The following is a 14267-nucleotide window of genomic DNA, read 5'->3' as shown; positions in this document are numbered from 1 at the left end:
CTTGAGCGTCTAAACTCCACTACGCCTCCGCAACTGGGCATTCCTGCCGTCGGAGTTCCCCCTCGCGCCCTCACCGCAACGACTGGCTGATTCTGCGTCCAGGCAGGCAGTTCATCTTTGGGGCGCTGACGCGAGGCTCGGCAAGCTCCTCTTTCAGGAACGAAACGTCGGCGGTCCGCTGTGTGGTCGTTGCAATTGCGCGAAGGCACTCGTTGCCGCCAGTGTCTGTAGGGCGTCGAACAGCTCGACACCCTCGCGGTCATCGGGGATGGCTGTGAGCACAGGCCCGAAGAAGCACTGTCCGTTGATGCACATGATGGGGCTACCACCAGAGTCACCGAGACTGTCTTGGCTCTGTTGGTGTGCCACGCGCGCTGCACCGTCGTAGGTGGAGTCGTCGAGACTGTCAGCAAGCTGGGGATCGAGACCGCTCTCGGAGAGTGCGTCGGCCACCATTGCTGTGGTGACGTCGGCGCCTTGGTGGTGCACACGCTGGCCCAGGGCGGTGTAGAGCGGTCCGAGTGCGCTGTCGCCGGCCCTGTCATGCGCAGCGGCCAGGACACGACCCAGCCTGCGAGAGACCTCCATGTGGTGCCGTTGCTGCTCGGGAACATCTGCGCCCTCGTTGAGCACTGCCAAACTCATTTGCCGCCAATCAATCTGGAGGTCGCGGCGCTGCGCGGTGTTGAGCAGCCACCGGGAGGCGGCCCAGGCGAACGGGCATGCCGGGTCAAAGTAGAACGTTACTGCGCTCATAGGTACTCCTTGCGGTCGCGGGCTGTTGGACGTGTTGGCTCAGTTGGAGGCTATGGCTTCCAATGCGGCGATGGCGGCCGAGAGTTTGGCGGACGCGTCGGTGGCCACCGACGCAAGTTCGGCTTCCCCGGAGACCTCGACCATCAGGTCGGGATTCATCGCTTCGACGATCGAGTTCGATGGATTGGTGGGGTCGGTGCGGACCACGACGTTGCAGGGCAACAGCAGACCGATCTGGCGATTGACTCCCAGTGCGCGATGGGCCAAAGGTGGATTACAGGCACCGAGGATCAGGTAGTTTTCCATGTCCACATCGAGCTTTGTTTTCAGGGTGTCTTTGACGTTGATCTCGGTGAGGATCCCAAAGCCCTGGTCGGCCAGTGCGGCGCGGGTTCGTGCGACTGTCTCGTCGAACGGGAGGCTGAGAACGGTGGAGATGGACAGTGCCATAATAGTTTTCCTTCCGGGCGGGGTGTACTTGATCGGATTCAGCGGAGTTCGGTGCAGCGTGGCAGTCCCAGGCGGTGCATCAGCAGGCTGGCCGGGCACCAGCCTACGGCGGCGAAGAGCAGCAGGTTCACCGCTACGAAGGCGGTCAGCAGCAGCCACCAGGTCGACAATCCAGTAGCCAGGGCCAGGCTCACGAGAATCATGAATCCTGCCAGAAGTGGCACTGCTCGGTCGACCGTCCACCTAGCGGAAGTTGTTCGAGTGTTCATCGGGTAGAGGCCTTTCTGGTGGGTGCTTAGTGGGAAAACGAGATCGCGGGCAGGACTTTTCGGAGCCAGGTCGGTGACCACCATGCTGCCCGCCCGGTCAGGCGTAGCAGAGCCGGTAGGAGCATCAGCCTGATCAGGACTGCGTCGAGCAGAACGGCAACACCGAGGATGATGCCCATCTCTTTGGGCGGCAACGGGTCCGCCAGTGCGAAGGTGAAGAACACTGCGACCATCACCGCTGCCGCGGCGAAGATGATCCGTCCCGAGTGCGCCATGCCGTCAATCTGCGCGACGTCAGCGTCACCGGTGCGTTCATAGTGTTCCTTGGCGGTCGCGAGCAGGAAGACGGTGTAGTCCATGGCGATGGCGAAGATCATCGCGAAGAAGAACACCGGCCCCCAGCCGTCGAGGAACCCTTGCGGGGTGAATCCCAGCAGACCGGACAGGTGGCCGTCCTGAAAGATCAGCTTCGCGACACCGAACGCAGCCGCCGTCGACAGGAGGCTGACGACTGTGCCGATCAATGCGATCAGCGGGGCTTGTAGCGAGACCAACAGTAGGACGAACCCGAGGACCAAGATGATGCCGACGATCAGCGGGAAGTAGTCGTTGAGGGCCTGTTGCAGATCGAGGTTCTCGGCCGGGGCGCCGCCGACCAGCGCATCAGCGGGGAGTCCGTGGCGAAGGTCATCGACGATGGTGCCGAGTTGGGCATCGGAAGGATCAACCGCAGGCAGTGCTTGCAACAACACGTAGTCGGTGCCGTCGAGCGCCGGTAGCGGAGGGGTGACCATGCTGATGCCGGGTGTCTGTGCCGCCGCCGTGGCAGCCTGCTGCGCCTGGGCCGAGGGTGCAACGATCTGGAGCATGCCGGGGGCGCCCTCGCCCATCTGCTGCTGAACCAGCTCATAACCCTGACGCACGGGCGCATCCTCGGGGACCACCGAGATCGACGGCATAGCCACTTTGAGACCGATGACCGGGATGGCCAGCGCGATCAACACGGCCAGCGAGCCGAGCGCGAACGGCCACGGGTGGTTGTGCAGGATCTTGCCCCACCGTTCAAACAACGGCGAACGATGGTGTTGGCGTTTGGCGTACGGGAGCGAAGCAGCGTTCACCTTCGGACCCAGTGCGCCTAGCGTGGCCGGGAGCAACGTCAACGTAGCGGCGAGAACAAACGTCACCGCGAGCATGATGCCCACAGCCATCGTCCGCACCGCCGGAGCCGGCACCAACAACACCGCCGACAAACTCACCAACACGGTCAAGCCCGACAGCACCACTGCTTTGCCTGCGGTATCCATCGTTTCGGCGACCGCGTGGGCCTTGTCGGTGTCGTTTCTCAAGGCATCTCGGAATCGGGAGACGATGAACAGTGCGTAATCGATCCCCAGGGCGAGCGCGAACATCATCGCAAAGTTCATGGCCCACACCGAGATTGGCGTGACCTGATTGAGCAGAACCAGGCCGCCGGCCGACGCGACCAGGCCCGCGATGGTGAGCAGCAACGGCAGTCCAGCGGCCACAAGCGAACCGAAGGCAAGGACCATGATGGCCAGGGTCACCGGCCACGAGAACAATTCGGCCTTGATCATCGCGTCGTGGTTGGCCTTGTTGAAATCGCTCCACAGGGCCGAGGCCCCCGTGGGATACACCTCGACACCATCGCCGGACAGTCCTGTGAGCTGCCCCTTGACCTCGTCTACGGCCCGAACCATGTCGTCGGTGTTTGCGTTTGCGCCGGCGATCAGGATGCCGGTGTGCTGATCCGGGCTGATCGTCATCCCCGGTTGTGGGGGCACCACCTCGCCGAATCGGGAGTCACCAGCAAACACCGCGGTGGCATTCGCGATCGTTTCTTGCATCACCGGATTGTCGACGGTGTCACGGTCCGAGTGGATGACGACCTGCACCGCAGCCGACGAGTTCCCGCCGAAATGCTGCTGCGCCAGCTCACGCACCTGCACCGACTCAGACCCGTTGGCCTGCCATCCGGCACCGGCCAAGGAGGAAAACACCGACGGCGCGGCCGCTCCCAAACCAGCTAGGACCAGCAACCAGACGCCGAAGACCCAGCGCGATCGACCTGCCATCGCCGCACCCCACCGGCCCAGCACCCCAGGCGCTGACCTCGGTGGCGAACTGGACGGCTGATCGGTGGTCGAGATGTCAGGCATGGCAACGAACCTTCTCTCCAGAAATCGACTAGATACCCCCTGGGGTATGTACGTCAATCCGAAGGTACCCCCGGGGGTATCATCGGGTCAACCCCGATTAGACCGCGTACCAATACCCCCTGGGGTACCCTGGCACTCGTCAGACAAACAGAGAGGCATGACTCGTGACCGGTGACGAAGAATCAATGGCGGCCGTGCTGAACCGACTCCGCCGGGCGCAGGGACAACTCTCCGGGGTGATAGCGATGATCGAAGCAGGCCGCGACTGCAAAGACGTCGTCACCCAACTCGCCGCAGTGTCCCGCGCTCTCGATCGTGCCGGCTTCAAAATCGTTGCGTCAGGAATGCGCCAATGCATCAACGGCGCCGACGGCGACCAGGCGCCCTTAACCGAAGCCGAACTGGAGAAGCTTTTCCTCGCCCTAGCCTGAAGGCCTGCTAGCCCGGGCGCCTCGGAGACCGGCTTCGAGCTCACCAGGTGCCCGCCGCAGACCACACATTTAAAGGCAGCCGTTCACACTCGATGGCGACTTGGAGGCAGAGTGCTGAGTTGAGTCAGGGATGATGACCGCAATGATGTACGGACCAGCCCGCACATCATTGCGGTTTAGACCGTATTATGTTGCGGTCGAGGGGATTCGAACCTGGCCCTTGATCTGGAGGCCCCCATCAGCACCCATCCACGACGGTGCGTTACTCCGCGCAAAAGGATCCGGTCCACCGAACGCCACCTGTGGATCGATCCGCGCTAACTGGTTTAGCAGTAGTTGCTCATCGCATCGGGTTGTCCACCCCCCTTTGGGCCGAAATAGTCACCGCCTACCTGCCCGTGGGGGAACTACCTCAAAACCGTCCGCGACCGGTCATCGCGACACGATTGTCTCGGCCGGCCAGCCAGACGATAACGTCGAAACAACGGATGACGCTGATATCCGATCCGATGTCCGCACGCTCACGAACGGCCTCGAGGTGGCGGTGCAAAGCGTGGCCGTCGGCGGCGAGGTGATGGCGCAGGGTCCGGTAGAAGTCACCGCGGCGAGGATGGGTGAGGACGCCTTTGACCACGGTGTCTATGACCGGCAGTAATCGGGGACGTTTACGGGCGAGGAGCTTGCTGGTGGTTACTGGCCCCACGCCGGCGGTCCGGGTCATTTTCCACAGTTGTTCACCGTGCCGGAGGTGCTCGTCGTCGGCGTTGACCAGGTCCAGGTCGTGTGGCAGAGCAGCTAGTACGTCGTTGAGGTGGTGCTGGCCGGGATCGAGGATGCGCAATGCGGCCGGGGCGGGGACGTCGACGCTGAGCATGCTGACGGCGACCATGTCGGCGGCGGTGAAGCGGTCGACGACATGCGGTGCGTCTCCCCCACCGTCAAATCGTTCGAACATCGAACCAGTGAAGTTCGGCTGCCCCGCGGTGCCGATGTCGAAGTAGCGGCGCAGCAGGGCGACCGCCTGATCGCTGTGCTGTCCATCGAGCACCTCGGGTATCGTCCACGCTGCAATTGTCATGCGCCACAGCGTAAACCACTGCGCCGAGACCGTAGGGGTGCTTGCACGCGCTCCGCGAAAATACAGCACCGAACACCCGATAAGCCGCCCTTATGTCAGGTCCACCGGTGCGAGGATTGAGCGCTCCTGGTTGATGTCGAACGTCGTAGCGGGGCAGTGACTAGACGACTCGAGTTCTAATCACTGTCGCGCAACAGTCTTCGAAGTTTGCCGACATGGACGTAGGCCGTCATCGCAGCCATCTGTGCTTGACTCAGTAGCCGGTCGATTGGCTTCCACCGAGCGGAAACCCCCGCGAGCTCCGTTTTGAGCGCCAGGCGTTTAGTCGTTCCTTCCAGTCTGGGTGCCGCCGTAATCAGGATGGAGGCGGCACGAAGGGCAAGGACGGCGTACTCGGGGGGAACGCTGCCAAAGAAGCCGTGCGCTTGGTCATTGCGGACATTTGCTCCGACGTCGCCGAGTAGAAGCCAGCGAAGGAACCATGCCCAGTCAGGGTCTAACGCGAGGTCCTCGAGTCGCTCGAGCAGAGAGTGCAGCCCCACGTACCCGCCCTGGCTCTTTGCTTTCTGGACTTGGTAGATGCCTTCGTCGAGTTCGCGCAGCAGAGCTCGTGCAGCAGAGCTCGTGCAGCAGCTTCGATGCGTGGGGTGACTACGGCAAGAGAGGACTCGAAGTCGCCTTCCCAGAAGTGGATAAACCCCCGAGCTAAGGATCGGGCGAGTTCGATGTCCCTTGCGCCAATCTCGCAGATGGCGATGGTCAGATCGTCGAGCTGTGGTATTCCGTAAGCCTTGCGCATGCGGTCGAGGGCCTCCACACCAAACCGCCCGAAGGTCTCAGCGCTGAAGCGTCCTGACAGTGCCATGTCATGTCGAGCGAGGTCGGCATCGCTCGCAGACAGGGTCACGCGTGGGAGGTTGTCGCGGCCGAGGATCTTTGGCGGCAGAAGACGTGCTAGCGAACCCCGCTGGGATTCGGCGAACTCCTGGTGCCGTTTCACCTGTCCGGAGGGCGCGTCAGGCTGCGTCATGAAAAGGCGAAGGCCACCCCGCCAGGTGCGAGATTGGGTGAACTGGCGTAGATAGCGTTCAGGGGCATGAGCGGGCATTGTGCTAGTTGTCTGGGTTAATTCCATACCCAGGTCATGGCTGGCGAGGGCTTGCATGCGTGCGGCTATTTCGGTACCTAGGTGTGGCAATCCTCGTTGCGCGGCGAGTTTCGCTGCGCTTTCAAGATGGAGTAGCTCGGTTGCGGGGTGGACGGCCGCGTCGGCGTTTCTCAGGTGTCCACTGACTTCCTGCTCGGCGATCGCTCTTACGACCTCGGGTAACGTCATGTCGGACACATTGCGTCGCATTGTGGCGATCGACGATGCGAGATGGTCCACCGCTACTGCCACCGCCAGCTTTTCCAGCACCGCGGCGACATCAACCGTGGGCGTACGGCCCTTACGGGCCGCTGGTTCGGCGAGAATTGCTAGTAGTGGAAAATAGACACCAGGTAGCTTTAGGATCTGCTTTACGGTGGCCTTGTCGATCCTGCCTTCGATTTCGTCGAGCACCCGATCCCTGAGCTCGATCGCGTTAATGTGCGGCAGAGTGTATGTGCGCGAACCAGGTACGTTGTGGTCCCGGAATCTGTTTTGCCGACGACAGCTGACAAGTACGCACTGACTGTCCTGGGGAGGTGCGTGCCGATACTGCTTCGCTCAGTAGCGATCAGCAACTCCCCTAGCCGCGCCTCGGCGGCCGGCTCGGTGACCTTGTTGACGACTTCGTGCCATAAGCGCAGCTCATCACTAGGTGTGTCAGCTAGGTCAGGGAGGTTGTAACCGTCACGCACGAAGTCGGCAGACCCATCGCGGTCGAGTTCGATGGGTCAGCAGGTGATTGATATCATTGCCCGTTTCAGGGATTCGCTCGGAGCAGCCGCCTCGGCCTCGATCGCGTCTTCGGTCGCCGTCCAGCCCTCCCATCCATGCAGGAGGTGATCGCCTAACGCGCGATCGAGGATCGAAGCAACCAGTTCAACGTCTCCTGGTTCGAATCGATACGGGGTCGAGATCTCGCTTTCAACGGATGCGCCGTCAGCAGACGCATCCTCGCCAGGCCCTGTTTCAACATCGCCCGTCGAGTGGTCAGCTGCTGGGTCGCTATCGCCGAGCTTCTCTTGTTCGTCGTTATCTTCGGTTGTCACCCGTCCAATACTGGCAGTTGGCGGTCTCACGAGTCTGCGCCGTCTGGCCTCGCGCCTCTATCGGCTCTACCGAGCGGGCGTTTGCACCTCACGACCCACCTATGGATCGGGGAGCCAGCCGTCGGCGACTCCAACTTCTCCAAGCGGCTTTTCTGCGTTCGCGCGCGAGTGCCAACGCTCGGCTGCAACGACCCAGGCGTTCGGGTAGGCGAGCGGTTCCTGAAGAATGGCGTCAATGTGTTCAGGTGGGAAGCCGTCTGGTTTCTCGTCTGGTACATCGACCACTGCGCGAGGACCGCACGCTTTGATGGCGTCAAGACAGTCACGTGTGTGCCCCGCAAGGAGCCTTGCGCTGAGGATTCGATGCGCTGGCCATGATGCGGCTCCGAATGGGGCTAGGTCGACCAACGCCTGTGTACTGAGTTCTTCGAGTTGATTCTGCGTGCCGGAATCCAGATCCACTGTGAACAAAATGAGAGCGGCTTGAACACGAATGCTCTGAGTCGTGATTGACAGGTTGTTCGGCGGCCCGGAAGTGGTCCGACTGTATGCGGGTTGCGGCCTGGTCAATCCGCTGGCGCTGATCCGGCTAAGCCCGTGCAGGAAGTTTAGGTACTCGTCATCGCTGAGCGATTCGATGAAGGCTTCCATCTTTGGAAGGAGCGACTCGATCGTTGAAGGACCGGTCGTCAGCAGGACTCCACCGATCCAGGCCATTTTGTCATGAGGGTCGGAGCAGACATCGCTTGCTTCACGCCACCATTGCTCATCTTGGCCTTGACGCAGCGTCTGAACGAATACGCCGTAGTCCATGTTTTGGCCCAACGCCGGCCGCTTCGGATCGAAAGTGCCTCCTGTCCTCACTAATCTGTTGACCACGCCAATAAGGGCGATTTCGGTTGCGAGCCAACATGGCCCATGTATGAAACTGATTTCGCGTGCAGTGTCCTGCCACGGAGCAGTAGAGTCCTGCTGTCCTCGTCTGAATAGGCTGGAGCGTTGCACTTTTTTGTACCGACTGTCCATCGCTATAAGCCGCGCGAACGCGGGCTGTCGCGCCTTCTTATCGCCCTCTTCGTCGTGATGGTGGGCAGTTGACACTGCGAAGCGTGGTCCGCCGTCGGCCTTGGCGAGGTCGATGAAACGGTGTGGCCTGACAGCGCGCAAGAGCGCCCCGCCGTGCGAGGCGCTCGTCGTGGCGGTGTCGCTGGCCTCGCCGTCGAGGACCGCTTTCAACAGCGCCTCGTCCTGAGGCGAACCAGATTGCGGCAAAACACCCAGGACAAGGGCCGCACTGCGGGACTTCGCCGACGACAAGACCAGACTGTCGGTTCTGCTGGCTGGCAGCCGGACATGGCGATGGGCTGCGCCGATAGTGAGCAGCGCCTGTTCTTCCTCGTCCATGGCCTTGCTGAGGCCGTCGTCGAGCCAGTCACGGAGTGCGGTGTCGTTAGGGGCCATTTCCCCGAGTAGTCGTGCGGTCGCTTCAGCTCGCAGGGGCGATGACGCGGCGCTGTCGGCCAACAATTTGTGCAGGGCCGTCACCAGCTCGGTGTTGGCAAGTCCGGCGGGCAGAGCCGGGAATTGCTCGGGTGTGCGTTCGGGACTGAGTAGACATAAGCTCAGGTCGTCGGTCAGGAGTCGGGCGGCCTTGCGCTGGACCGTGCTGACGGGCGCGAATACACCGTCGCGGAGGAGCGCCCAGAGACCTACGCGGACCTGCAGTGGGTGCCGGCCTTGTTCGAGTGTGTCTTCTAGACCCATGACAAGGCCGCCGATTTCGTTTGGATCGGCGAACCCGGCGTAAAACAGTGTGGTGTTTAGCCAGTATGGGCGTTGGACGAGGTGGGCTAGCAGAGTTCCCTTCAGCACTGGGGCCGAGAGCATGCCTGCATACTTGGCGAGGTAGCGCGCCGCGAAGTACTCCCTTACTGGCTGGACGGCAAACTCGTATGTTTCGCCCTCCTTGCTAGTCAAGGCCCAGAATCTGTCGGCGGACGCTTGAAACAATTTGTCTAGCAGTTCTTCTGGGCCTTCGACCTCTTGCAGGTAGCTGAAGAGCTCCTTGCGGATGCGCTTGAGCGGCAGCTTTCCTAGGGAGGGATCGGTTTCCACCCCCGAGTGCATTCGCCAGCCCAGCCACGATGTTGTCTCGTGAACGCGGTCTACATCATCTTTGTCGATCTGATCGCGTTCGATCTCCCGGTCCATCAGCGCGTCCATGTATGCGCTGTAGATTGCAGTCCTGGCCGAGGGCACGGCGTCCCCGCGCTTGTTGATGAGGTACAGCAAGATCGTGAGATGCATTGGGTTGGCACTGAGTTGCGCGATGTGCTCCTCGGCCGTCCGGCCAAGGAAGACGCGTATGAGTTTGCGGCGTCGCGGGCCCGGGAGTCCATTGACCGCTGCCCACTTTCGCAAGTATTCCTTCTGCATATCGGGGCTCATTGCCCGCAAGCGGACATATTCGAACAAATCCTTGTTTGGCTCAGGTTGCGACGAGGAGTTCGGTCTCGTGGTCACCACTATTTGCGTTCTGCGTCTTTGCACGGCGCCGAGCCTCTGAATCAGCCGGTCGATTTCGTCGACGACCTGGGACCGCAAGCGTTGATCGCCCACCTCATCGATGCCGTCGAGGACGATGAGCGTTGGGTAGCGGTCGAGGAGGTCTTGGACTTGTTCGATGCTGACGACCCGTCCGCCGCTGTAGTAGCTACAGTAATCAACGAGGAAGTGCTCCACGCTGCGCTCAGCTCCGCGACGACGTTTGCCAGGTACTGCATGCGGATTGTCATCGTAAGGGTCGGTGCCCTCCAACCACGAGGCGTAGTGGCGAAGATCCACCCTGAACGGTAAGCGAGGCTCTGTTGCCTCGTACTCCCCTGCGCTGATCTCGCTGATCTCATCCTCGGGCAGAACGTGGGCGCGGTGAACCTGGCAAAGGTATTGCCCAAGAGTCGATTTACCTTGTCCCGGTTCTCCGCGCACGACGGTGTATGGCATCGCGGTACACAGAAGGTATCGAAGGGCGCCCATCGTCCGGTCCTGATAGGTCGAAAGCCCCACCAAATCCGGCGCTGCTATCGGGCCCGACACAAGTTCGGCCTTTACATCGACGTACACCGCGGCTAACGGAGTCTGATCAAGCTCAGCCTGACTGAACTTGACCTTGGCATCCTCCGCCCCTTGGTTTTTCATCGCGCGTAGTAGCGTGGTGCGCATCTCAGCGGCGCGACCTTCGACAGCTGATCCGTGTATCAAAAATCGGATCAGGTCCGGCCCGGCCAACATCTCCTGGTACGACCACTTGATGGCGTCGGGGGCCCCGTCCACCAACCCGTCGACATCGGCCTGCCACAGGGGTTCCATTGTGATGCCGAACCGAGAGGAGAGAGCGGCGAACTCCTCGTCCAGTTTGTCTATAGTCCCCGTGTCGCGCGTCGCGGTGCCCGCCACACACGTCATCAGCACGTAACGGGTTGCTCCCTTGGCCACGAGCCGCTCGATGTTCTGCGCTTCGCCCTCTACCGCTGCTCGCAACCACGCAACAGGACTCTTGACACGATCCTTAGACCATTTGACCTGGTAGATCGTGGCACCGGGCGTGTCGTCCAAGCCTTTGGCTGTGACATCGCGGCCGCCGTCGCCCATCCCTACGGGATAAAGGCGGACTGTCGGATCTTGCTGAAGTAGCAGCGCACCACATAGTTGCTGGAAACGCTTCTCGCCCAACCGCTCGTATAGGTACCTCCACGTGTAACCTGGCTGGGACGTAAGAGGCTCGGGCCCTTTTCGTTTCGCATGTCCTGCCGATGCCGTCGCCACTTAGGGTGCGCGCCGAATGGAAGGCGATCGACGAACGGGCGGTCTCCGTCGCACGGCTCTACGGTCTCCTACTGGGGATGGCACGCATAGGTGCTTAGCTATTGGTTCCACGCCGGAAGCCGACGTAACAACCACCACGCCCGTAAATTCGCTCGCCCAGCAATGCGGATGGCCAGGCGTCATCGTCGTCATGGGCCGATTATTCCAGATCGCACGAACGAGCTCCGCCTGTTGTGCGTCCCTCGAGAGGCTGGAGCGACAGTTTCACTCGGCAACGAACGCGCCGAGGCTACTAAGGACGGCCAGGCCCACACCCTTTCGGTCACGCATATCCACGCTCCCGGCTTCAGCCAACGCCACTGTCACCACCCTCGCGGGGCTGCTCTTGCGCCTCACTGCGCCAGCCTCCGCCGTTCATGCAGGCAGTTTGACCACTATCTGCGCTAATTGGATTTAGCGCAGGATGTCCCATCCGGGCAAACAGCTCGGATGGGCCAAGTCTCCGGCACGGCCAGTCCGATTTACCGCAGGCCATGATGGTGGCATGGCTGCTACACACTCTTCGCCCCAGTTCGAGTCGAAGAGCGCCCGGCTCGACCAACCACATGTTGCGACGTTGAACGCATTGGTGAAGCAATGGCGAGAAGGCCCCGGTAGTCCAGTGATCCCGTGGTTCGATCCCGATGACGCGGGAGCAGCAGCGAGAGTCCTGATCTTGATGGAATCACCTGCCCCTTCCACTGCTGAAATGGGCGCGGCAGCATTTTGCTCTTTGGACAATGCCGATTGCTCGAACCGCACGATGCGTTCGATGATGGCTGAGGTCGGCTTGGCCCGATCTGCATGTGTGAAATGGAACGTCGTTCCATCGGTATTGCCCACTCGGGCACCTACTTTCGCCGACATCGATGCCGCACGACCCAAGTTGATCGCTGTGCTAGACCAGCTCCCCGCGCTTGAGGTCGTTGTGGCCGTAGGTAGGCCCGCATTGCACGGACTAACCCGCGCGTTGTGGGCGGGTGAGTTGCCAGGTCTCTATCGCCTGGTGTCGACACCCCACCCGTCACAACGCACTGCGCTCGCCGCAACCGCCGCCGCGGACTGCCTTCGTTCCACGCTGGCTCGTGTCGCTGAACATATCGCCACCACCGAGGGTTAGTGGCCGTACCCGACGCCCCTGAGCCCGACGGGCGTTGAAACGCCGGCTCCGTGGCCGAGCTCTTTCGGTGGCGCGACGGTTGCCGCCGCTTGCGGAAGTCGATCCTGGATCTACGATTGCGCTCATGACAAAGGCAGTAGTCGCGAGCTCGTATGGCGGTCCGGAAGTCCTCCAGATCAAAGATCTCGACCTCGGGTCCCCGGGGCCGGGAGAAGTGCTGATCGACGTCAAAGCGGCGGGCGTCAACCCCGTTGACCTCAAGCTCTACAGCGGCGCCTTCGGTACTGACCCGAGCAAGCTCCCTTTGCATCTGGGCATAGAGGTGTCGGGTGTGGTCGCGGCCATCGGACCCGATGCCGCGGGCATCTCAGGTCCGCTGTCCGTCGGCGACGAGGTGATCGCCTTCCGGGTCAAAGGTGGCTATGCAGAGCAGGTGCTGACGTCGGCGTCCAACGTGGTGACCAAGCCCGACACGATCTCTTTCGAACAAGCGGCGGGTCTGATGCTCGTGGGCGCGACCGCAGTTCATCTGCTCGAGACGGTCCACCCTGTGGCCGGCGAGACGTTGTTGATCCACGGTGGTGCAGGTGGGGTTGGGCTCAGCGCCGTGCAACTGGCAGTGCTGCGTGGGTCCAGGGTGATCGCCACCGCGAGCCATCGCAGGCACGGTGTTCTGACCGAATTGGGTGCTGTGCCTGTCCTTTACGGTTCAGGCCTGGCCGACCGCGTCCGTTCCCTCGCGCCGGAGGGCGTCGACGCTGCCATCGACACCGTGGGCACCGACGAAGCAATTTCGGTATCCCTCGAGTTGGTGTCGGATCAAAGCCGGATCGCAACCATCGCCGGCTTCGGCAAGACCGACGGGACCGGGATCAGACTTCTCGGCAATGGGCCAGGGGCCGACCCCGGCACCGCCATTCGTGATGCCGCACGCGCCGACCTCGCGCGGTTGGCCGGCGACGGCAGCCTGCGGGTCGAGATCGACCGAACGTACCCGCTCGACCACGCAGCGGACGCCCACCGGTACCTGCAAGACGGTCACGCCGCAGGGAAGGTGATCTTGCTGCCCTGACCGCCGCCTCAGTTGGAGCGCTGGGCTGGGTGGGTGCCACACAGCCACGTTGATAGGGCGCTCTCGCATCACCATTGAGGCATGACCACAACCTTTCCGTTTCACCTCAACGCCCGGCACGCCGTCGTTGTGGGAGCAACCGGGGGTATCGGTTCCGGTGTCTGCCGAGCGCTCCTCGCAGGAGGAGCGTCGGTGGCCCTCGTCGCACGCGACATGGGTTCACTCAGGCAACTCGAACAATCCCTCGATGCACCTCAGCGCACATTCAGCGTCGGCGCGGATGTCACCGACACCTATCAACTGGCCCAGGCCAGGGACGCCATCCTCGACCGTTTCGGATCCATCGATCTCGTGGTGATCAGCACCGGCATCATGGTCGGATCCCCGTTCGAGGAGGCGATCCCGGCAGACTGGGTGTCGTTGATCGATGTGAACCTCCACGGACTTCTGTATGCAGCACAGACGTTTTCGAGCGATCTGATCGACGCTGCCAGTGCCGGTGGCCCGAGTGACCTCATCCTGATCGGCTCCATCGGTTCACACATCCAGTACCCGAACTTCTCGGTGTTCAATGCGGTATCGGCGGCCATCGCGCAACTGTCCCGCACCCTACGATCCGAATACGGACGCAGGGGGTTGCGCGTGCACAACATCGAACCGGGTTTCACCAGGACAACATTCGGACGAAACCTCAGACACGAGGCAGCACTACAGCATTGGCGCAATCTCGAAGAGACCATCAATCCGCTGGATCCCGACGACCTGGGGCGCATCGTAGCGCTCACCGCGGCCATGCCGGCCGGGCTCAACATCGCGGAGATGGTCGTCATCCCGACCGAGCAGGAGTGACC

At 61.9% G+C, this 14267-nt stretch carries 12 protein-coding genes; 4 read left to right on the top strand and 8 right to left on the bottom strand.

The annotated features are described in order from the left end of the window. Positions 1-153: 153 nt before the first annotated feature. From KXR83_RS16200 to KXR83_RS16185, 4 genes are read right to left on the bottom strand one after another with little or no spacing between them, the layout of a single operon-like run. Positions 154-756 (bottom strand): mycothiol-dependent nitroreductase Rv2466c family protein, encoded by a 603-nt coding sequence (locus KXR83_RS16200; RefSeq protein ID WP_437425677.1) that lies wholly within the window; start codon positions 754-756, stop codon positions 154-156. Between the two features lie 39 nt (positions 757-795). Next, a complete protein-coding gene (locus tag KXR83_RS16195; protein WP_437425676.1) occupies positions 796-1206 on the bottom strand; it encodes a DUF302 domain-containing protein in 411 nt (136 codons plus the stop codon). A gap of 38 nt (positions 1207-1244) precedes the next feature. Continuing rightward, positions 1245-1475 carry a YgaP family membrane protein gene (locus tag KXR83_RS16190; protein ID WP_062801235.1) on the bottom strand — a complete coding sequence of 77 codons (231 nt, stop codon included), beginning with the start codon at positions 1473-1475 and terminating at the stop codon, positions 1245-1247. A 26-nt stretch (positions 1476-1501) separates the two neighbouring features. After that, positions 1502-3655, bottom strand: a complete 2154-nt coding sequence (locus KXR83_RS16185) for an MMPL family transporter (RefSeq protein WP_437425675.1) — start codon at positions 3653-3655, stop codon at positions 1502-1504. A gap of 164 nt (positions 3656-3819) precedes the next feature. Between KXR83_RS16185 and KXR83_RS16180 the strand changes: the two genes are divergently transcribed. Then, positions 3820-4086: a metal-sensitive transcriptional regulator gene (locus KXR83_RS16180; RefSeq protein WP_023959022.1), complete on the top strand. Its 267-nt coding sequence runs from the start codon at positions 3820-3822 to the stop codon at positions 4084-4086. Positions 4087-4498: 412 nt separating this feature from the next. Here KXR83_RS16180 and KXR83_RS16175 read toward each other — a convergent pair whose 3' ends face one another. The 4 genes from KXR83_RS16175 to KXR83_RS16160 form a co-directional block, all read right to left on the bottom strand. Beyond that, positions 4499-5164: a DUF6308 family protein gene (locus tag KXR83_RS16175; RefSeq protein ID WP_437425674.1), complete on the bottom strand. Its 666-nt coding sequence runs from the start codon at positions 5162-5164 to the stop codon at positions 4499-4501. A gap of 496 nt (positions 5165-5660) precedes the next feature. Then, positions 5661-6725, bottom strand: a complete 1065-nt coding sequence (locus tag KXR83_RS16170) for a hypothetical protein (protein WP_437425673.1) — start codon at positions 6723-6725, stop codon at positions 5661-5663. Between the two features lie 317 nt (positions 6726-7042). Next, positions 7043-7360: a hypothetical protein gene (locus KXR83_RS16165; protein WP_437425672.1), complete on the bottom strand. Its 318-nt coding sequence runs from the start codon at positions 7358-7360 to the stop codon at positions 7043-7045. Between the two features lie 99 nt (positions 7361-7459). Beyond that, the gene (locus KXR83_RS16160) at positions 7460-11011 is read right to left on the bottom strand and encodes an NACHT domain-containing protein (RefSeq protein ID WP_437425671.1); all 3552 of its coding nucleotides are present in this window, start codon (positions 11009-11011) and stop codon (positions 7460-7462) included. 637 nt (positions 11012-11648) lie between these two features. Here KXR83_RS16160 and KXR83_RS16155 point away from each other — a divergent pair. From KXR83_RS16155 to KXR83_RS16145, 3 genes are all read left to right on the top strand, one after another. Continuing rightward, complete coding sequence (locus tag KXR83_RS16155) at positions 11649-12344, top strand: uracil-DNA glycosylase (protein ID WP_437425670.1); 696 nt, start codon at positions 11649-11651, stop codon at positions 12342-12344. A gap of 124 nt (positions 12345-12468) precedes the next feature. Further along, positions 12469-13416, top strand: a complete 948-nt coding sequence (locus KXR83_RS16150) for a quinone oxidoreductase family protein (RefSeq protein ID WP_437425669.1) — start codon at positions 12469-12471, stop codon at positions 13414-13416. Between the two features lie 81 nt (positions 13417-13497). Continuing rightward, entirely contained in the window at positions 13498-14265 is a 768-nt protein-coding gene (locus KXR83_RS16145; protein WP_437425668.1) for an SDR family oxidoreductase, read from the top strand. The last annotated feature ends 2 nt before the right edge of the window (positions 14266-14267 follow it).

The sequence above is a fragment of the Williamsia muralis genome, from assembly GCF_051487485.1.
Taxonomy (GTDB): domain Bacteria; phylum Actinomycetota; class Actinomycetes; order Mycobacteriales; family Mycobacteriaceae; genus Williamsia; species Williamsia muralis_B.
The sequence above is the reverse complement of the archived record's forward strand: the minus strand, read 5'-3'. Positions and strand labels throughout refer to the sequence as shown.